Origin of the sequence: Pseudomonas sp. PA27(2017) (genome assembly GCF_001945445.1) — a bacterium.
Classification (GTDB): Bacteria; Pseudomonadota; Gammaproteobacteria; order Pseudomonadales; family Pseudomonadaceae; genus Aquipseudomonas.
In genome coordinates, this window is the sequence record NZ_MSXW01000061.1 from 193,346 (window position 1) to 212,432 (window position 19,087).

Sequence of the window (19,087 nt, forward strand, 5' to 3'; positions counted from 1 at the left end):
GCTTCGGCGGGTCTTTTTTTGCCTGCCGTTTTGTCGCGGCATGTGGGGTGGTGGATAGCGACATCATTGATCCCGGTGCGCTTGGGCTGCCGCGGCCTTGTCTATACTCAGGCGCTGCCCTGTGTTGATGTTCCGAGGTTTTCTGATGGCTGAAGCGGTGCCCGCTCCAGAAGTGCTGATCGCCGATACCGACCCCTGGACGGCGGATCTGCTCGAACAACTGGTGCTCGACGTGCGGTGCGACGCCGTGGTGATTCGCGTCGCCGACGGCCAGGCGGCCATGGCGCGCTGCAAGCGACGCCTGCCTGAACTGGTGATCGCCGACAGCGAACTGCCGGGCGTAGATGGCCTTGAGCTGCTGCGCCAGCTACGTCGTCACCCGCGTACGCCGGCGCTGCCGTTCATCCTGATCAGCGGCCGCCTGGATGCCAACAGCGTGCGCGCCGCCAAGCCGCTGGCACCTACCGCCTACCTGGCCAAACCCTTCAATGCCGAGGCGCTGCGCAAGCGCTTGGCCAGCCTGCTGCTTGCCGACGGGGAAGAGTTGCTGTGCCCGATTCGCCCGCTGCTGGTGAACCGGCTGGAGGATTACCTGGATGCCATGCGCGAAGAAGGGCAGGGCGCGCCGCTGCTGGCCTCGGTGCGCGACTCGGTCAGCCAGTACCTGAACAGCAGCGAGCCGAGCCTGCGCGAGCTGGAGCAGGTGTTCGCCCGCGACCCGCAGATCACCGCCTGCCTGATTGCCGCGGCCAACAGCGCCGCCCACCACAACGGCTCGCCCTGTCAGACCCTGGCCCAGGCGCTGCCGCGTCTGGGCGTGGCGCGTACCCTGAACCTGGTGCTGGGGCTTTCCGTGCAGCGCAATGCGCGGCTCAGCGACCCGCGCCTGGCCGAGCGCGGCGTGCGTACCTGGGCTGCGGCCCAACGCAGCGCCGAGGTCGCCCATTGGTTAGCCAGCGAGCTGTCGCTGGATGCCGAGCTCTGCTACACCGCCGGCCTGCTGCATAACATCGGCGAACTGGCCTTGCTGCGCTGCATGCAGGACTGGCAGGACGCCGGCGGCAGCCTGAGCGATGCGCAGATCGACCAGGCCATTGGCCAGCGTGCTGCCGGCTTCGGTTCAGCCTTGCGTATCCGCTGGCGCCTGCCGTTCGGCTTGCGTGAGTTGGTGGCCGCCTATTACAGCCTGAACAGCGGCGTATTTTCCCGTGAGGCGCTGGTGCTCAATCTGACCGGGCAGGTGCTGGCGCTCGAGCAGGCGCAACGGCCCAGCGAGCAGCTTCGCGATGCCCGCTGCGTGCGCTTGCTGCGCATCGATCCGGGTTTGTTGGAGCGTTTGCCGGCGCAGGCCTCGGCGGCCTGAAAAACGGGTATTAACCGCAGCAAAAATGTGTCGAAAACCCGCCGCAAGCGTCTCTTCACTTGCTCGAAGCGGCCTGCTGCCGCCATGCTCCGCCAACCCCTTCGGCGGTGGGATCATTGTGCGGCTATTTCGGTCAAAGCTCGCTGTGCATGCCCACAGGCGGCTGCAAATCGCTCCCAGATTCTCAAGGATATCGGTGTAGATGACTGACTACGATCTGTTGCTGGTAGGCGCAGGCCCTGCCCATCTCGGGGTTCTGCGACGCTGGGCGCTGATCGAGCGGCCAGCGGGTCGCATCGCCCTGGTGGCCAGTGCCGAGCACACCTGGCACGCCGGCATGTTGCCAGGGCTGGTCGGTGGCCGCTATTCGCCGCAGGATTGCCAGATCGGCCTGGGCGCGTTGTGCCAGGCCGCGCAGGTCGAGCTGATCGTCGCCCCCGTTGCCGCGCTGGACGCCGCGACTCGTCAACTGACGTTGGAAGACGGTCGCGTACTGCAGGGGCACTGGCTGTCGCTCAACGTGGGTGACCGGGTCGCCTGTCCACCACGCGAGGGCGAGGCAATGGACGTGCTGGCGGTGAAGCCCGTGGATCACTTCATCACCGGCTGGCAGGCCTGGCGGCGCGACCCGCAGCCGCTGGCGATTCTCGGCGGCGGCGTGGCGGGGGTGGAGATGGCCCTGGCGCTCGCCGACCAGGTGCCGCAACTGGCGCTGTTCTGCGGTGAGCCGCTGTTGGCCGGCCACTGCGCCGGTTTGCGTATGCGCGCCTGGGGCCATCTGCGCATGCGCCGCGTGCAGGTGCGCGAGCATTGCCCAATCAGCCGCATCGACGGCAACTGCCTGATCAGCGGTGAGGCTTCCGTGTGGCATGGCAGCCGCCTGTTGCTGGCCAGTGGCGCTCAGGCGCTGCCTTGGATCGCGGCCAGCGGCCTGAGCTGCGATGGCGACGGTTTCGTGCACACCGCACTTACGCTGCAAAGTCATTCCCACCCGCAAGTGTTCGCGGTCGGCGATTGCGCCAACCTGCCCGGCGTGCGCAAGAGCGGTTTGTATTCGATGCGCCAGGTGCCGGTGCTCGCCGCCAACCTGGCGGCGGCCCTGCGCGGCGGCGCGCTGCGTGACTACAAGGCGCGTGGCCAACGCCCACTGCTATTGGCCAGCGGTGACGGCGGCGCGCTGCTGGGCTGGCAGCAGTGGAGCGCCGGCGGCCAACTGTACGGGCGCTGCAAGGACTACTTCGACCGCGCCTTCGTCAAGCGCCACCGCCTCGAACGCTGAGCGCGACCGTCGCTCTGCTACCAAAGTGCCATGGCGTAGCACCTCATGGGGTGATCAACTGACCGGATTGGTTTTCGGCCTACGGATTTGTCCCCTACGGCCGATGTACTGAACAGGGGCACCTTGCTGTGCTGCTAGAGCCTAGCGCTCGCATCACCTCACAATAAGAACGACGAGGTTCGCCATGGATGCTGGAATGACTCGTGATCGGCTCGCGCCGGCCTTGCACCTACTCGGCCTGCTGGCCCTGCTGGTGGTCTGGTACCAAGTGCAGCTGCCGGTTCATATCGCCGCCATCGCCCTGCTGGCGCTGGCCCTGTGGCCCTGGTTCGGCCCCTGGCGGCGACCGGCTGTAGTGGCCTCTACAGCCGCTCCTGCAACCTCGCTGGACGCGCTTAGCCAGAGCCTGTCGCAACATACCTGCCATAACGCGCTGTCCGCCGCCCAGGTGGCGTTCACTGTGCAGCAATTGTCCGGCAAGCTGCAGTCGCAGCTGGCGGCGGTCGAGCAGATCAGTGAAGGCGCTCGCGCCGTGACCCGCACCGAGCAGAGCAATGCCGAACGCGCCGGTCAGACCTTGGGTGCCGCGCAGACGGTGCGCGCCAGCAGCGCCACAGGTCAGAGCGAGTTGCAGCAAGCCATCGCGCGCATGCAGCAGCTCAGCACCCAGGCCGCCGCCAGCCGCGAATTGATCGATGGCCTCGGGGCGCGCACCGAGCAGATCGAGCAGGTCACCCAGGTAATCCAGTCCATCGCCAGCCAGACCAACCTGCTGGCGCTCAATGCCGCCATCGAGGCCGCGCGCGCCGGTGAGCAGGGGCGCGGCTTCGCGGTGGTCGCCGACGAGGTGCGCAGCCTGGCCGGGCGTACCGCCAGTGCTACCGGTGAGGTGGGGCAGATGGTCGCCGACATCCGTCAGCAGAGTGCGGCGGTGGTCAGCCATATCCAGCAGCAGGCCGAGGAGCTGGAAGCGGCCGCCCGGCAGATCGAGTTCACCGGCGAGCAATTGCGCGGCATCGCCGACCTGGCCGCCGATGTCGATGCTCAGGTGGAGCAGATCAGCGCCGGTACGGCGAGCAACCACGGGCATCTGGCCGAGCTGCTGGTGGCGGTCGAGCAACTGCGCGGCGACGTGCGCAGCAGCGAAGACCAGACCCGCCAGCTGGGCAAGGCCGCCGAGCAACTGGTCGGCCAGGCGGAAAGCGTCAGCGAGCAGTTGGCCAGCGTCGGGCTCGACGACTACCACCAGCGCATCTACGACCTCGCCCTGGAGGGCGCTGCCGCGATTGCCAGGCAGTTCGAGGCCGACATCCAGGCCGGGCGCATCAGCCTCGCGGACCTGTTCGACCGCCGGTACCAGCCGATCCCAGACAGCTTCCCGGCCAAGTTCCGCACGCGCTTCGACAGCTACGCCGACGGCGTGCTGCCGGCCATTCAGGAACCGCTGCTCAAGCGCCACGAAGGCCTGGTGTTCGCCATCGCCACCACGCCGGAAGGTTATGTGCCGACCCACAACCAGGCCTTCAACCATCCGCCCACCGGCGATCGCGCCGTGGACACCGTGAAAAGCCGCAGCAAGCGGCTGTTCAACGACCGCACCGGCATTCGCTGCGGCAGCCACCAACAGCGCGTGCTGTTGCAGACCTACATGCGAGACACCGGCGAACTGATGCACGACCTGTCGGTGCCGATCCATGTGCAGGGCAAGCATTGGGGCGGCTTGCGGCTGGGTTACAGGCCGGAGCCGTGAGCACTATGTTTAGCCGCTGGCTACCTGAAGGTGCGCCAATAACGATTTAACCTGACTGCCGCGGCGTGCGAGCCTCGCTGGCATGTCTATTCCGGTCTGCAGCCTTGCCCACGCTCTTGCCCTGCCAGCCTTGCGCTCGCGGGGGCGGGCGCCCGAACCCACGGCGCTGCCGCAGATCCTCGCCTTCTGGGCGCTCTGGCATTGCCGCCACGCCCGCCCGCCGGACGTTCTCTCCGCCCGCTGAATCCGATGGCTGCGCCATGTCCGCAGCCGCTGATACCCATTTGTCTGCCTGTGCGCCGATTCGAACAGCGAGCCGGCCGTGCGGACATCGAGCGCCTGACTGGCGCAAGCGAGTGCGCGATGACGACTTTCGCAGTTGTACAGGAAGCCCAGGATTTCCTGGCCGCTAACCCCAATATCGAATTGATCGAACTGTTCATCCTCGATGCCAATGGCGTGCCGCGCGGCAAGCTGTTGCACCGCGAGGAACTGCTGGCGCTGTACCAGAGCGGGCGGCCGCTGCCGAGCACCATGCTCGGTTTGTCCATCCAGGGCGAGGATGTCGAGGACACCGGCCTGGTCTGGGAGGTCGGCGACATCGACTGCCGTGCCTACCCATTGCCCTGCAGCCTGGTGCGCCTGCCCTGGCGGCAGATCCCCACCGCGGCCGTGCAGGTGTCGATGCACCCCAGCGAAGGCCTGCCGGCCACCCCGGCCGACCCGCGCCAGTTGCTGATCCGCGTGATCGAGCAGCTCGAAGCCGAAGGTTATTACCCGGTGATGGCCTGCGAGCTGGAGTTCTACCTGCTCGACCAGAAACGCGACGCCCACGGCCGCCCGCAGCCGGCCCTGGATGCCGACGGCGGCCGCCCGCGGCAGACCCAGGTCTACGGCCTGCGCGAGCTGGAGCAGCTCGAGCCGTTTCTCAAGGATCTCTATGCGGCCTGCAAGGCCCAGGGCATACCAGCGCGCACGGCGATTTCCGAATACGCCCCCGGCCAGGTGGAGATCACCTTGGAGCACGGCCCGGCGCTCGCGGCCATGGACCAGGCGGTGCGCTACAAGCGCCTGGTCAAGGGCGTGGCCCATGCCCACGGCATGCAGGCCTGCTTCATGGCCAAGCCGTTCGCCGAGATCGCCGGAACTGGCATGCATATGCATGTGAGCCTGGCCGACGGGCAGGGCGAGAATCTGTTTGCCAGCGAGGATCCGGCCGGCACGCCGCTGTTGCGTCAAGCGGTCGGCGGCATGCTCGCCAGCCTGCTCCACTCGCTGCTGCTGTTCTGCCCCAACGCCAATTCCTACCGACGCTTCCAGGCCAACAGCTATGCGCCGCTGGCGCCCACCTGGGGTGTGGATAACCGCACCGTCAGCCTGCGCGTGCCCGGTGGCCCGGCGGGTACCCGGCACATCGAGCACCGCATCTGCGGCGCCGATGCCAACCCCTATCTTGCCGCCGCGGCGATTCTGGCCGGGATTCACCGAGGCATCCGCGAAGCGCTGGATCCCGGGGCGCCGGTCGAGGGCAACGGCTACGCCCAGGCCACCGAGCGCCTGCCTACCCAGTGGTCGGCGGCGATCCAGGCGCTGGAGCACTCCGAGTGGGCCCGCGAGGCCTTTGGCGACGCGTTTCTCAAGGTGTACCTGGCGATCAAGCGCGCCGAATACCGCCAATTCATGGGTGAGGTCGGCGAGCAGGATTGGCGCTGGTACCTGAGCAACGCTTAAGGGCCGCCATTCGAAAGGATCGCGGCTGAAGCCGCTCCTACAGGGGACGCATGTTCCGTGGGAGTGGCTTCAGCCGCGATGACCGATTTCATCGGTGTGAACGCACCTCAAGGACATGCAATGAACGCAAGCAATCAATCCGTCAAACCCGCTGCCGTACGCGCGCCGTCCTACTACTCGGCGTCGCTGCATTTCGAGAGCGACTACCCGACGCTGCAGGGCAGCGTGACCGTAGACGTGGCCATCATCGGCGGTGGCTTCACCGGCATCGCCACCGCGGTGGAGCTGGCCGAGCGCGGTCTCAAGGTCGCCGTGGCGGAAACCCACAAGGTCGGCTGGGGCGCCAGTGGGCGCAACGGCGGCCAGGTCACCGGCAGCCTGTCCGGTGACGAAGCCATGCGTAAGCAGATGCGCAACACCCTCGGTGACGAGGTGGACGACTTCATCTGGCAGTTGCGCTGGCGCGGGCACGCGATCATCGAGCGCCGGGTGGCCAGGTATGGCATCGCCTGCGACCTCAAATACGGCCATCTGCATACGGCGATGAAAGCCAGCCATCTGGACGAGCTCAAGGCGACCTACGATGAGGCGTTGCGCCGCGGCATGGCTGACGATGTCAGCCTGCTCGACGCCCCCGGCGTACGGGCGCAACTGGGCAGCGACCTGTACTGCGGCGCGCTGAAGAACACCCGCAACATGCACCTGCACCCGCTCAACCTGTGCCTCGGCGAGGCAAGGGCTGCCGAAAGCCTGGGCGCGCTGATCTTCGAGCGTTCCGAGGTGCTGGAGATCATCCACGGCCCGCGCCCGGCGGTGGTCACCACGGGCGGGCGCATCGAGGCCAAACAGGTGTTGCTGGCCGGCGATGTCTACCACAAGCTGGAGCGCCGCCAGCTCAAGGGCCTGATCTTTCCGGCCATGGGTGGCATCGTTACCACCGCGCCGCTGGGCGAACTGGCCCGCGAGATCAACCCGCAGGATCTGGCGGTGTACGACTGCCGCTTCGTGCTCGATTATTACCGCCTGACCAGCGATGGCCGCCTGCTGTTCGGCGGTGGCGCCAATTACTCGGGGCGTGATTCACGGGATATCGCCGGCGAGCTTCGGCCGTGCATCGAGCGCACCTTCCCGCAGCTCAAGGGCGTGCCGATCGACTTCCAGTGGAGTTGCGCCATGGGCATCGTGATGAACCGCATCCCGCAGTTGGGCAAGCTGTCCGGCAACGTCTGGTATTGCCAGGGCTATTCCGGCCACGGCGTGGCGACCAGTCACATCATGGGCGAGATCATGGCCAAGGCGATCACCGGCGACCTGGAGCAGTTCGACACCTTCGCCGCCTGCAAGCACATCAAGGTGCCCCTGGGCGACCAGCTCGGCAACCCGATGCTGGCGGCGGGCATGTGGTACTACCAGATGCTGGAGAAGCTGCGCTGACGGCAGTTCGCCAGGGTTGCCTGCACCCTGGCGGTAACGGGCCACAGATTCTTAGTCGTGGCGTTCGGCCTTGGCCGCGCTCTCCGGCAGGAACCAGTTGAGCACCAGCGCGCAGATGCCGCCAGTGGCCACGCCGGACTCCAGCACGTTGCGCAGCGCTGCCGGCATGTGGGCGAGGAATTCCGGCACCTGGGAAACGCCGAGGCCGAGGGCCAGGGACACGGCGATGATCAGCAGCGCGCGGCGGTCCAGCTCGATACCGGCGAGGATGTTGATGCCCGAGGCCGCCACGGCGCCGAACATGACCATCGCTGCACCGCCGAGCACCGGCTCGGGCACGGCCTGGATTACGCCGGCTACGGCCGGGAACAGGCCGAGAATCACCAGCACCAGGGCGATCCACACGCCGATGTGGCGACTGGCGATGCCGGTCAGCTGAATCACCCCGTTGTTCTGGGCGAAGATCGAGCTGGGAAAGGTATTGAACACGCCGGCCAGCAGCGAGTTGACGCCGTTGACCAGCACGCCGCCCTTGATGCGTTGCATCCACAGCGGGCCTTCCACCGGCTGGCGCGACACCTTGCTGGTAGCGGTGACATCGCCGATGGCTTCCAGGGACGTCACCAGGTAGATCACCAGCATCGGGATGAACAGGCTCCACGAAAAGCCCAGGCCGAAATGCAGCGGCGTCGGCACCTGGAACAGCTCGGCCTGATGCATGCCGGTGAAGTCCAGGCGGCCCAGGTAGCCGGCCAGCGCGTAGCCGACCAGCAGGGCGATGACGATGGCGCAACTGCGCATCCACACCACCGGGATGCGGTTGAGCACCACGATCACCGCCAGCACCACGCCGGACAGCAGCAGGTTCTCGCCGTTGGCGAAGGTGCCATTGGCCATCGCGCCATAGCCGCCGCCCATGCTGATCAGGCCGACCTTGATCAGCGTCAGGCCGATCATCAGCACCACGATGCCGGTCACCAGCGGGGTAATGAGCTTCTTCACGAACGGCAAAATGCGAGAGATGCCGATCTCCACGAACGAGCCGGCGATCACCACGCCGAAGATCGCCGCCATCACGCCTTCCACCGGCGTGCCCTGCTTGACCATCAGCGCGCCGCCGGCGATCAGCGGGCCGACGAAGTTGAAGCTGGTGCCCTGCACCACCAGCAGGCCCGCGCCCAGCGGCCCGAAGCGGCGGCACTGCACGTAGGTGGCGATGCCGGAAATCACCAGGCTCATGGACACGATCAGGTTGGTGTCGCGGGCTGACACGCCTAGCGCCTGGCAGATCAACAGGCCCGGCGTGACGATCGGCACGATGATCGCCAGCAGGTGTTGCAGGGCGGCGAGGATGGCCACCAGCGGGCGCGGGCGGTCTTCGAGGCCGTAGATCAGTTCGCCGTTACGCGGGGAGTCACCTGGTTGCATGGTCGTGATCGCCTGGAAAAACGGCGGATTCTACTGCCTGGGCGGAGCAAGCCCAAGTGGCTGACGACCGTGTGATCGAGGTCCGGCTATCGGCGCCTTTTGCTGTGATCGGCGTTGTCTTGTGCAAGCGCTGGCGCTCTGGCTCGCGGCTGTGACAGGCGGCTCTAAGCTAATCATTAAATGTTATTGGAAGGATATTTTTTATAACCATAAATTTCTCGCAACAGCGCCACTGAGGCGCAGGCAGCCGGGACGGCTCGGTGCCCATTGCGAGGAGTTGCTCATGAAACATGCCTTAAAGACCCTGCTGCTCGCCGTCGTGGCTGCCACCAGCCTGCAGGCCCAGGCGGCCGATATCGTGATTGGCTACCAGACCGGCGTCGACCCGTCCAAGGTCGCCCAGGCCGACGGTGCCTACGAGAAAGCCATCGGCGAGAAGCTCGACTGGCGACGCTTCAATTCCGGCCCCGAAGTGGTGACCGCCCTGGCGTCCGGCGACGTGCAGATCGGCAACCTCGGCTCCAGCCCTCTGGCTGCGGCCACCTCGCGAAAATTGCCGCTGGTGACCTTCCTGGTCGCGGCGCAGATCAACGCCGCCGAGGCGCTGGTGGTACGCAACGGCAGCGGCATCGACACACCCGAGCAGCTGGTTGGCAAGACCATCGCCACGCCGTTCGTGTCCACCTCCCACTACAGTCTGCTCGGTGCCCTCAAGCACTGGAACATCGACCCGAGCAAGGTGAAGATCGTCAACCTCAACCCCGCCGAGATCAACGCGGCCTGGAAGCGCGGTGACATCGATGGCGCTTTCGTCTGGTCGCCGGCCCTGGGCGAGATCAAGCGCAGCGGCAAGGTGCTGACCGATGCCGCCGAAGTCGGCAAGTGGGGCGCGCCCACCTTCGAGGTGTGGGTCGCTCGCAAGGATTTCGCCGAGAAGCACCCCGAGGTGCTTGCCGAGTTCGCCGGCGTGACATTGGGCGCTTTTGCCGACTACCAGGCCAACGCCGCCAAGTGGACGGCCGACTCCGAGCAGGCCAAAAAGATCGCCAAGCTGATCGGCGCCAACGCCGCCGACGTTCCCGAGTTGCTGGCCGGCTCGACCTACCCCAACGCGCAGCAGCAGGTGAGCGCCGAGCTGCTGGGCGGCGGCACCGCCAAGGCCACCGCACGCACGGCTGAATTCCTCAAGGAACAGAAGCGCATTCCCGCCGTCCTGCCGGACTACTCGCCCTACGTGAGTGCCGAGTACGTGCCCAAGGCGCAGTGAACCCGAATCACCTTCACGACAGGTTCGCCCCTCTTCGGAGGGGCTTTTTTAATTGAGGAGTCGACCATGAGCCGACTGAATGCCGAGCGGGTCAGCCTGAGTTTCGAGCGCCGCGGTGAGGCGCAGGTGATCCTGGATAACTTCGACCTGCAGATAGACAAAGGTGAGTCGGTGGTCGTGCTCGGCCCGTCGGGCTGCGGCAAGTCGAGCCTGCTCAACGTGCTGGCCGGTTTTCAGCCAGCGGGCAGCGGCCGTGTGCATATCGACGGTAAAACCCTGCAAGGCCCGGGCGGCGAGCGCGGCGTGGTCTTCCAGGACGATGCGCTGATGCCCTGGCTCGATGCCCTCGACAACGTCGCCCTGGGCCTGCGCCTGCGTGGCCTGAGCAAGGCCGAGCGCCATGCGCGGGCGCTGCAAGTGCTGGAGCTGGTCGGCCTGGCCAGCCATGCCCACCATCAGGTCGGCGAGCTTTCTGGCGGACAGCGTCAGCGCCTCGGCCTGGCCCGGGCGCTGGCGGTCGACCCGGATTTCCTGTTGCTCGACGAACCCTTCGGCGCCCTCGATGCACTGACCCGCGAGCGCATGCAGGTGCTGCTGCTCGACGTCTGGAAGCGCACCGGCAAGGGCCTGTTCCTGATCACCCACAGCGTCGACGAGGCGCTGTTCCTGGCCACCGACCTAATCGTGCTGGATGGCCCGCCCGCTCGCGCGGTGCTGCGCCGGCAGTTGCCGTTCGCGCGCCGTTATACCGCCGGCGAGCCCGTACGTTCGATCAAGGGCGATCCCGCCTTCGCGCAGTTGCGCCAGGAGCTGCTCGACATTTTCCTGCAGGAGCCCGCCGGCCATGTCTACTGAAGCGCTACGCAGTACTCTGAACGTCCGCCGTCGCCGCCTTGCCATCGGCCTCGACCGCCGCCGCGTGGCCGCCTTCGGCACCCTGGCCGCGCTGGCGAGCCTGTGGTGGCTGGCCACGCACCTGGGCTGGATCGACACCATCTTCTTGCCGGCGCCCGAGCAACTGCTGGTGGCGCTCAAGGGCTTGCTGCACGACGGCTACCTGGACGCCACCCTGTGGCAGCATCTGAGCACCAGCCTATGGCGCGTGCTGATGGCCCTGCTGGCGGCGGTAATCACCGCCGTGCCGCTGGGCATCGCCATGGGTCTGAACCCGACGCTCAACGCCGCGCTCGACCCGCTGGTGGAGTTCTACCGGCCCATTCCGCCTTTGGCCTATCTGCCGTTGATGGTGATCTGGTTCGGCATCGGCGAGCTGTCCAAGGTGCTGCTCATCTACCTGGCGTTGTTCGCGCCGCTGCTGATCGCCACCGTGGGCGGCGTGCGCCGCGTCGACAAAGCGCGCATCCAGGCGGTGCGTTGCCTGGGCGCCAGCCGTCTGCAGGTGGTGCGCCACGTGATTCTGCCCAGCGCGTTGCCGGACATTCTCACCGGCTTGCGCATCGCCCTTGGCGTCGGCTGGTCGACGCTGGTGGCTGCCGAGCTGATCGCTGCCAATCAGGGCCTGGGTTTCATGGTGCAGTCCGCTGCGCAGTTCCTCGCCACCGACGTGGTGGTGGTCGGCATCCTGCTGATCGCCGGTATCGCCCTGGCCATCGAGCTCGGGCTGCGTGTGCTGCAGAAGCGCTTCGCATCCTGGAACTGACTGCTGAGCGGGCCTGAATAGATAAAGACCTATGACCACCGTATTCGAACGCATCGGCCAGGCCCTTGGCCAACTGCTCGGCAGGCCTCGAGGCGCTGCCCGTACCGATTCGCGTGCACCTGGAGACCGGGCGCAAGGGCCTGTTCGTCAGTGAGGCGTTCACCACCTGTATCAACGAGCTGGGCCGCCGGGGCATTGTGCTGGCAACCACCGTTGCGTATAGCGCAGCGCATGACCATCCGCGGTGTCGCGATCGACAAGCACCTCGGACAGGCGTTTGTCGGTCGCAGATCTGCCGGGGCAGGGGCGCATGCGCGGGTCAGAAGTCGCCTCTTAGCGTGAGCATGTAGCTGCGCGGTTCGCCGTAGGTGGTGCCACGCGTCCAGTAGCCGGTCGACGCGAAATACTTGCGGTCCAGCAGGTTCTGCACATCGATGCCCACCGTCCAGTGCGGGTCGAGCTGGTAGGCCGCACGGGCGTCGAAGATCGCTCGTCCGCTGTTGCTCACCCCGTTGTAGGCATCGTGGTAGCCATTCTGGGCCGACACGCCAGCGCCGACACTCGCGCGGCTCCAGGCACCGGGCAGCGTGTAGTTGGTGTTGAGACGCAGCATGTGCTTGGGGGTTTGCGCCGAGATCGGCCCGCCACTCGATTGGCGGGTGGTGTTGAAGGTGTAGCCGGCCGCCACCTGCAGGCCCGGCAGCAGTTCCCCGCTGGCCTCGGCCTCGAAACCCTTGCTGCGATTGATGCCGTCACCGTTGAGCCAGCAGCGGCCGGCCGGGTCACTTGGGCAGGCGCCGTCGTTTTGCATGTCGCGTACCGCCACGTCCTGCTGCTCGATGTAGAACAGCGCGAAGGACAGGTTCAGGCTTTTGTCGAACAGCTCGCCCTTGAGGCCGGTCTCGTAGTTGGAACCCACCGAAGGATCGAGCAGGCTACCGGATACCGTGCGGTAATCGGCCTGCGGCAGAAACACGTCAGCGTAGCTGGCGTAGACCGACCATTGCTCGTCCAGATCATAGATCGCGCCCACGAATGGAGTGAATTCGTGTTTCTGCTCGTTGACCGACACGCTGTCGTCGTTCCACGCCTCGGTCTTGTACCAACTCAGGCGCGCGCCGAGCACGAAGCTCAGGTCCCGGGTAGCGCGCAGGCGCGTGTTCAGGTAGGTGCCGTACTGGGTTTCGAAGGTGTCGTTCCTGGCGTCCCAGCCCTGGCGCGCGAGTTCAGGCACGTTGTCGTGGCTGGGGGCGAAGACGTTGAGCGGTAAGGGGCTGTCCAGGCGTACCGTGGCGTCCTTATCGTTCAGCTTGCGCCTTGACCAGTTGGCGCCCACCGTCAGGCTATGGGTCAGGCCGAAGGCCTCGAACTCGCCGTCCAGGTGGCCGTCGGCGGCGTTGGAGGTGGCGTCGAACTTGTGGTAACTGATGTCGTTGACCTGCGGGCCGCCTGCCACGGCGTACTGCAGGGAGTCCTCGGCGCTCCATTCGATGGCGCTGCGGTTGTAGCTGCTCTCGGTGTGCGACAGCGCCAGCTTGCCGGTCCAGCTGTCGTTGAAACGCTGGGTGATGTCGGCAAACACCTCATCGACGCGGGTCTGCATCTTGGTCCAGTCCTGCCCCAGGTAGGTCGAGCGTTTCAAGTGTGGATTGCTGCCATCCGGGTTGGTTGGCAGGCCCAGCACGCTGTAGCCATCGGTGCGCAGCGTCTGGCGGCGCAGCCCCAGGGCCAGCGTGGTGCTGTCGCTCAGGTCGCTTTCGACGATGCCGTACAGCAGCGGCCTTTTGGAGGTGGTGACGTCGGTGAAGTAGCCACGGTCTTCGTAGGCGGCGACCAGACGGCCGCGCAGGCTGCCCTGCGGATTGAGGCGGCCGCTGGCGTCCAGATCCAGGCGGTAGTTGTCCCAGGATCCGGCACGCGTCATGACGGTGAAGCGCGGGTCGGCGGTCGGTCGCTTGCGCACCAGGTTCACCGCGCCGCCGGGGTTGCCCGCGCCGACCAGCAGTCCGGAGGCGCCACGCAGGACTTCCACGCGGTCGAACAGGGCCATGTCAGGCACCATCAGGCCGGTGTAGCCATAGGCCAGGCCGGGTACACCGTCGACCATGTAGCTCTCATCGCTGAGGTCGAAGCCGCGGGAACTGAAATGGTGGTTGCCGTAGCCGCGATTGGCGCGGGTTATGCCAGGGGTCTGGGCCATCACCTGATCGAGGGTCACCAGGTTCTTGTCATCCATCAGCTTGCGGGTTACCACGGTGACCGACTGGGGCGTTTCACGCAGCGACCGCGCTGTCTTGCCGAGCGTGACCGCGCCGGAGGTGTAGGAACCCGAGCCTTCGGTGACCTCACTGAGCCCCATGCCGTTGATGTTGGTGGCGCCCAGTTCCAGTGCTCCCTGTGCCTGCACTGCCGGCACCACGCTGAACGCGCCACTGCTGGTGACTATTACCTGCAAGCCGCTGTCGCCCAGCGCACGTTGCAGGGCTTGCAGCGTGCTCATCGCGCCGACGATGGCCGGTGCCCGTTTGTTGGCCACCAGCGCAGGGTCGAGCGACATGACCTGGCCGCTCTGGCGGGCGATGGCATTGAGGGTGGTGCCCAGACCAGCAGCCGGCAGTTCGAAGTTCAGCAGTTGTTGCTGAAGGTTTGACTCGGCATGGGCGATTGCCATCGGCAGCCCTGAGGTCAGTGCGATAGCCAGGGCGAGAGGCCAGGGTTTGAACACGGGGATTCTCCTGAAAAGTGAGGTCGTCAGGAGAGAGGTGCAACGAGATATGAAAACCGGACACGGATGCGAAGGATATTCATTCGTTATCTGGCGGATTAACCGCGGGGGCCGATCAGGGTCAGCCAGGGGCCATAGCGCTCTATCCTTAGTGGCAGGGTTTCGGCCAGCGCTGCCAGTGTGCGGTCGCTGTCGTCCAACGGGAAAACACCCTGGACACGCAATTGCCGTACTTGCGGAGCGAGCCGTAGCAGGCCGCTGCGATAGGCGCGCAATGCGTCGATCACCGTCTCCAGCGGCTCGTCGAGCACACTCAGTTGTCCCTGCAGCCAATCGGCGCGATAACGCTGGTCGCCTGCCAGGCGCCTGATGCCTGTCGGTTGCAGCGCGGCGGCCTGGCCCTCCTGCAGGTCAAGATGGTGCCCCGTGGGTTGCGAGACACGCACCGAGTGCTGCAGAACTACCACGCGGCTCGACTCGGCTTGGCGTTCGACCATCAAGCGTGTGCCCAGCGCGCGCGCTTCGCCGTGGGAGGTACGAACCACGAACGGCCGCGCCGGGTCGGCGGCCACCTGAACCAGCAGCGCTCCCTGGCGCAAATGCAGCAGACGATGCTGCGCGCGCAGGTCGAGGTCGACTGCACTGTCGGCATTGAGGGTCAATTGGCTGCCGTCGCTCAGGGTCAGGGTACGTCGCTCGCCGCGGCCAGTGCGCAGATCGGCCAGCAGGACGCGACCGGGATCGCTGCGCGCCGCCAGCCACAGGCTGCCGCCAAGCAGGCCGAGGCCGACCAGCCCGCGCAACAGGTCACGACGGTTGGGTTCGCTATGCAGCAGGCTATCGCGCAGGTGGCCGGGCGCCTGGCGCACCCGTTCGTAATGACCGCCCAGGCCGCGTTGCAATTGAGCCCAGGCCTGCTGATGCGCCGTATCGCTGGCCAGCCAGGCCTCGAAACGCGCTTTTTGCCGAACGCTCGGGGTACCGGCGCGCAGCTGTACCATCCAGGCGATGGCCTCTTCTGCAGCGCGCCCGAGTGGAGCCTCGCTCATGGTTGCATGGCGCTCAGGTAGCACTGACGCAGCGCCTGGGTCATATAGCGGCTCACCGTACGTTCGGACACGGCCAGGCGTCGGGAAATCTCGACATAGCTGAGTTCGTCGAGCTGGCTATACAGGAAGGCTCTCTTGACCACCAGTGGCAGCCCATCGAGGGCCTGGTCGATGGCATCCAGAGCCTCGAGCAGCAGCAGGCGCTCTTCGGGTGAGGGCATCAGCGCCTCGGGCACTTGTGCCAGGCGCTCCAGGTACGCCAACTCCAGGCGTTTACGGCGGTGACGGTCAAAGATCAAGCGGCGCGCGATGGTCGACAGAAACGCGCGCGGCTGCTCGATGCTCGCCGGGTCGACGCGCGCGTTGAGCATCTGGCAAAAGGTCTCGGCGGCGGTGTCTTCGGCATCGGCCCGGTTGCGCAACTGGCGCTGGGCGTATTGCACCAACCAGCGATGATGATCGCTGAAGAAAAAACCTAGCGCGTTGGAATGGCTGCGCACAGCGTGACGTTCCGTAAAGGGTGCTAATGTTTCTCATTCTAAAGTTCATTGGCAAATGCCGGCAATCGTCATCGGCATGGCGCACCACGAAAACCTGAACTTAGCAGCGCGCTCCAGTGACTGATTGATTAAGGGCGATCAGCCCACCTCAATTCACAGCCCTGGAGGCGGATATGTCGGATCATCACACTTACAAGAAGGTCGAGCTGGTTGGCTCGTCCACCTCGAGTATCGAAGATGCCATCAACAATGCACTGGCCGAGGCCAGCAAGAGCATCCGGCATCTGGAGTGGTTCGAAATCACCGAAACCCGTGGTCACATCGCCGATGGCGCGGTGGCTCACTATCAGGTCACTCTGAAAGTCGGCTTCCGCGTCGCCAACAGCTGATCGCGGGCCTGGGCAGCCGCAGGTACTTGCCATAACGGCGATCTGCGGCTTTATTGAGTCGGGCCACTTTTAGGCACCCGGCGTTGTTCACTGGTACGAGGGAGCGTTTGTGATGAAGAAAGTGTTGTTTGCAGCAGGCCTGATGGCACTCGCTGGTTCGGCTTTCGCGGCCAAGGACTGCGAAGAGCTCAAAGGCGAGATCGATGCGAAGATCCAGGCCAATGGTGTTGCGTCCTACACCCTGGAAATCGTCGACAAAGGCAGCGTGACCGATCGCCAGGTGGTCGGCACCTGCGGTGGCGACACCAAGGAAATCGTCTACCAGCGCAATTGATGACGATGGTTCGAAGCCGGCTCGCAGCCTCTGCGCAGCCGGCTTTTTACTGCCTGCGATTTGTCACGAGTTGGCCTGAGCCGGTTGGGAGGCGTAGGATAAGACCTACTGTTTTACTCGGGTAAGGCCTCGGCGTTATCCATCAGCAAGGGTTTTCTCATGTCCGCACTCGCGAAACTTCCTTTCTCCGTTCTCGACTTGGCGCCGATCCGCGACACCGGCAGCCCGCAGCAGGCGCTGCACAACTCGCTGGCGCTGGCCCGGCACGTCGAGTCGCTGGAATTCAACCGTTTCTGGGTCGCCGAACACCACAACATGGACGGCATCGCCAGTTCGGCCACCGCTGTTTTGCTTGGCTATCTGGCCGCCGGCACTTCGCGCATTCGCCTGGGCTCGGGCGGGGTGATGCTGCCCAACCACGCGCCGCTGGTGGTCGCCGAGCAGTTCGGCACCCTGGCGACCCTGTATCCGGGGCGCATCGAGCTGGGGCTGGGCCGCGCGCCAGGCGCCGACCAGTTCACCGCCCATGCGCTGCGCCGCGAGCGCTCCGGCAGCGCTGACGACTTCCCCCAGGATGTCGCCGAACTGCAGCGCTACCTTGGCCCGCGTACTCCGGATCAACGCGTCATCGCCGTGCCCGGCACCGGCACCAACGTACCGATCTGGCTGCTCGGCTCGAGCCTGTTCAGCGCCCAGTTGGCTGGTGAGCGCGGTTTGCCCTATGCCTTCGCCTCGCACTTCGCGCCGCGTTACGTGCACGAGGCGATCAGGGTCTACCGCAACGCCTTCAAACCGTCCGAGGTGCTCGACAAGCCTTACGTGATGCTCGGTGTACCACTGCTGGCCGCCGATACCGACGAGCAGGCGCAGTACCTGGCGACCTCCGCCTACCAGCGCATCCTCTCGCTGATCCGCGGCCAGAGTCTGGTGCAGCGCCCGCCGGTGGAGTCGATGGAAGGCCTGTGGCTGCCCCATGAGCGCGATGCCGTGGGCAGCTTCCTGGGCATGGCGGTGATCGGCGGGCCGCAGAAGATCCGCGCGCGGCTTGAGGTATTGCTGGAGCAGACCGAGGCCGACGAGCTGATCTTCACCTGCGACCACTACGACTTCGCTGACCGCCTGCACGCCTTCGATATCCTCGCCAGCCTGCGCTGAGCAGCCGGTCACCCGGCAAAAAACTCGAACTTGCCCGGCTGCTGTCTCTCTGAATTCTGTACCCCTTATCAACAGGAGCGTAAAGATGAAGAAGACAGCATCGGCCCACTGGCAGGGCGGCATCAAAGACGGCAAGGGCACCATTTCCACCCAGAGCGGTGTGCTTTCCGAACAGCCCTACGGCTTCAATACCCGCTTCGAAGACAAGCCCGGCACCAACCCCGAAGAGCTGATCGGCGCAGCCCATGCCGGCTGCTTCTCCATGGCACTGTCCAAGGAGTTGGGTGAGGCGGGGATGACTGCCGAGAGCATCGACACCAAGGCCGAAGTCACTCTGGACAAGCAGGACGGCGGCTTCGCCATCACTGCCGTGCATCTGTCGCTGAAAGCCAAGATTCCGGGCGCTGACCGCGCTGCCTTCGAGAAAGCAGTGGAAACCGCCAAGACCGGTTGCCCGGTATCCAAGGTGCTGAACGCCGAGATCACCCTGGAAGCCGTGCTGGAAGCCTGAACGGCTTCCGCCTGCCAGACCTGAGCCGCCTTGCGCGGCTCAGTCCTTCAGATCAAAAAGTGCCGCAGCGCAGATTCTTGCCCTGCGCCAGCACGTTGCGGTCTGCATCGTAGAGCGCCGCCTGGGCACGCATTGCTGCCGAACGGGCCTCGACGCGATAGCGCTGACCGGCCTTGAAGTCGTCATAGCGAATGCGCACGTCACAAGTCAGCTCCTGTGGCTCTGAGATCATCGATGAGCCACCGCCGCCGGCGATCTCGAAGCGATAGCGCATGTCCAGCTCATGGGCGCCCGGTGTCACCTGGAAATAACGACCGTCATTGACGCGCTCGCGATTCAGGCGTTCGGCCATCAGCAGGTCGATGCCTTCGCCCTTGAGGTCGATCCAGGCCATGTTCGGGTCGGCGGCCGGCAGCGGCGACGCGCAGGCGCCCAGAAGCAGCAGGCTGGCAAGCAGGAGGGGCTGGCGCATCGAGGTATCTCCCATGGGCCGATTCGGTGGATGCAGCAGT

Annotated in this window: 17 protein-coding genes; 12 read left to right on the forward strand and 5 right to left on the reverse strand. The window is 65.6% G+C overall.

The genetic code is table 11. The features are described from left to right. Positions 1 to 145 precede the first annotated feature (145 nt). From BVH06_RS22510 to BVH06_RS22530, 5 genes are all read left to right on the forward strand, one after another. Positions 146 to 1,363, forward strand: coding sequence for an HDOD domain-containing protein (locus tag BVH06_RS22510; protein ID WP_075935785.1), 1,218 nt, complete (start codon positions 146 to 148; stop codon positions 1,361 to 1,363). A gap of 202 nt (positions 1,364 to 1,565) precedes the next feature. Then, positions 1,566 to 2,642 (forward strand): FAD-dependent oxidoreductase, encoded by a 1,077-nt coding sequence (locus BVH06_RS22515; RefSeq protein WP_075935547.1) that lies wholly within the window; start codon positions 1,566 to 1,568, stop codon positions 2,640 to 2,642. 196 nt (positions 2,643 to 2,838) lie between these two features. Beyond that, positions 2,839 to 4,392 (forward strand): methyl-accepting chemotaxis protein, encoded by a 1,554-nt coding sequence (locus BVH06_RS22520; protein ID WP_027904039.1) that lies wholly within the window; start codon positions 2,839 to 2,841, stop codon positions 4,390 to 4,392. Positions 4,393 to 4,755: 363 nt separating this feature from the next. Then, on the forward strand, positions 4,756 to 6,123 hold the full coding sequence (locus tag BVH06_RS22525) for a glutamine synthetase family protein (protein WP_075935548.1): 1,368 nt from the start codon (positions 4,756 to 4,758) through the stop codon (positions 6,121 to 6,123). Positions 6,124 to 6,243: 120 nt separating this feature from the next. Continuing rightward, positions 6,244 to 7,557 carry an FAD-binding oxidoreductase gene (locus BVH06_RS22530; RefSeq protein ID WP_075935549.1) on the forward strand — a complete coding sequence of 438 codons (1,314 nt, stop codon included), beginning with the start codon at positions 6,244 to 6,246 and terminating at the stop codon, positions 7,555 to 7,557. 51 nt (positions 7,558 to 7,608) lie between these two features. Here the strand turns inward: BVH06_RS22530 and BVH06_RS22535 are convergent, their stop codons facing one another. Continuing rightward, a complete protein-coding gene (locus tag BVH06_RS22535) occupies positions 7,609 to 8,985 on the reverse strand; it encodes a uracil-xanthine permease family protein (RefSeq protein WP_075935550.1) in 1,377 nt (458 codons plus the stop codon). 283 nt (positions 8,986 to 9,268) lie between these two features. On the opposite strand from BVH06_RS22535, the gene tauA reads away from it, so the two are divergent. From tauA to tauC, 3 genes are all read left to right on the forward strand, one after another. Then, complete coding sequence (tauA, locus tag BVH06_RS22540; RefSeq protein WP_075935551.1) at positions 9,269 to 10,252, forward strand: taurine ABC transporter substrate-binding protein; 984 nt, start codon at positions 9,269 to 9,271, stop codon at positions 10,250 to 10,252. 66 nt (positions 10,253 to 10,318) lie between these two features. After that, on the forward strand, positions 10,319 to 11,107 hold the full coding sequence (locus BVH06_RS22545; RefSeq protein WP_075935552.1) for a taurine ABC transporter ATP-binding protein: 789 nt from the start codon (positions 10,319 to 10,321) through the stop codon (positions 11,105 to 11,107). Then, on the forward strand, positions 11,097 to 11,912 hold the full coding sequence (gene tauC, locus BVH06_RS22550) for a taurine ABC transporter permease TauC (RefSeq protein ID WP_075935553.1): 816 nt from the start codon (positions 11,097 to 11,099) through the stop codon (positions 11,910 to 11,912). Before BVH06_RS22545 ends, tauC begins: the two co-directional genes overlap by 11 nt. Before the next feature lie 319 nt (positions 11,913 to 12,231). On the opposite strand, the gene BVH06_RS22555 is transcribed toward tauC, so the two are convergent. The 3 genes from BVH06_RS22555 to BVH06_RS22565 form a co-directional block, all read right to left on the reverse strand. Further along, positions 12,232 to 14,637, reverse strand: a complete 2,406-nt coding sequence (locus BVH06_RS22555) for a TonB-dependent siderophore receptor (protein WP_075935554.1) — start codon at positions 14,635 to 14,637, stop codon at positions 12,232 to 12,234. A gap of 98 nt (positions 14,638 to 14,735) precedes the next feature. Further along, positions 14,736 to 15,686, reverse strand: a complete 951-nt coding sequence (locus BVH06_RS22560; protein WP_075928403.1) for a FecR domain-containing protein — start codon at positions 15,684 to 15,686, stop codon at positions 14,736 to 14,738. Beyond that, entirely contained in the window at positions 15,683 to 16,186 is a 504-nt protein-coding gene (locus tag BVH06_RS22565) for a sigma-70 family RNA polymerase sigma factor (RefSeq protein ID WP_075935555.1), read from the reverse strand. The genes BVH06_RS22560 and BVH06_RS22565 overlap by 4 nt, the downstream gene beginning before the upstream one ends. Before the next feature lie 173 nt (positions 16,187 to 16,359). Here BVH06_RS22565 and BVH06_RS22570 point away from each other — a divergent pair, with 173 nt between their 5' ends. The 4 genes from BVH06_RS22570 (at position 16,360) to BVH06_RS22585 (ending at position 18,575) form a co-directional block, all read left to right on the forward strand. After that, positions 16,360 to 16,575, forward strand: a complete 216-nt coding sequence (locus BVH06_RS22570; protein WP_075928405.1) for a dodecin — start codon at positions 16,360 to 16,362, stop codon at positions 16,573 to 16,575. A gap of 112 nt (positions 16,576 to 16,687) precedes the next feature. After that, complete coding sequence (locus BVH06_RS22575; protein ID WP_075928406.1) at positions 16,688 to 16,909, forward strand: DUF1161 domain-containing protein; 222 nt, start codon at positions 16,688 to 16,690, stop codon at positions 16,907 to 16,909. Between the two features lie 159 nt (positions 16,910 to 17,068). After that, positions 17,069 to 18,064, forward strand: coding sequence for an LLM class flavin-dependent oxidoreductase (locus BVH06_RS22580; protein WP_075928407.1), 996 nt, complete (start codon positions 17,069 to 17,071; stop codon positions 18,062 to 18,064). An 85-nt stretch (positions 18,065 to 18,149) separates the two neighbouring features. Further along, the gene (locus tag BVH06_RS22585) at positions 18,150 to 18,575 is read left to right on the forward strand and encodes an OsmC family protein (RefSeq protein WP_075928408.1); all 426 of its coding nucleotides are present in this window, start codon (positions 18,150 to 18,152) and stop codon (positions 18,573 to 18,575) included. A 52-nt stretch (positions 18,576 to 18,627) separates the two neighbouring features. Here the strand turns inward: BVH06_RS22585 and BVH06_RS22590 are convergent, their stop codons facing one another. Next, on the reverse strand, positions 18,628 to 19,047 hold the full coding sequence (locus tag BVH06_RS22590) for a hypothetical protein (protein WP_075935556.1): 420 nt from the start codon (positions 19,045 to 19,047) through the stop codon (positions 18,628 to 18,630). Positions 19,048 to 19,087 lie beyond the last annotated feature (40 nt).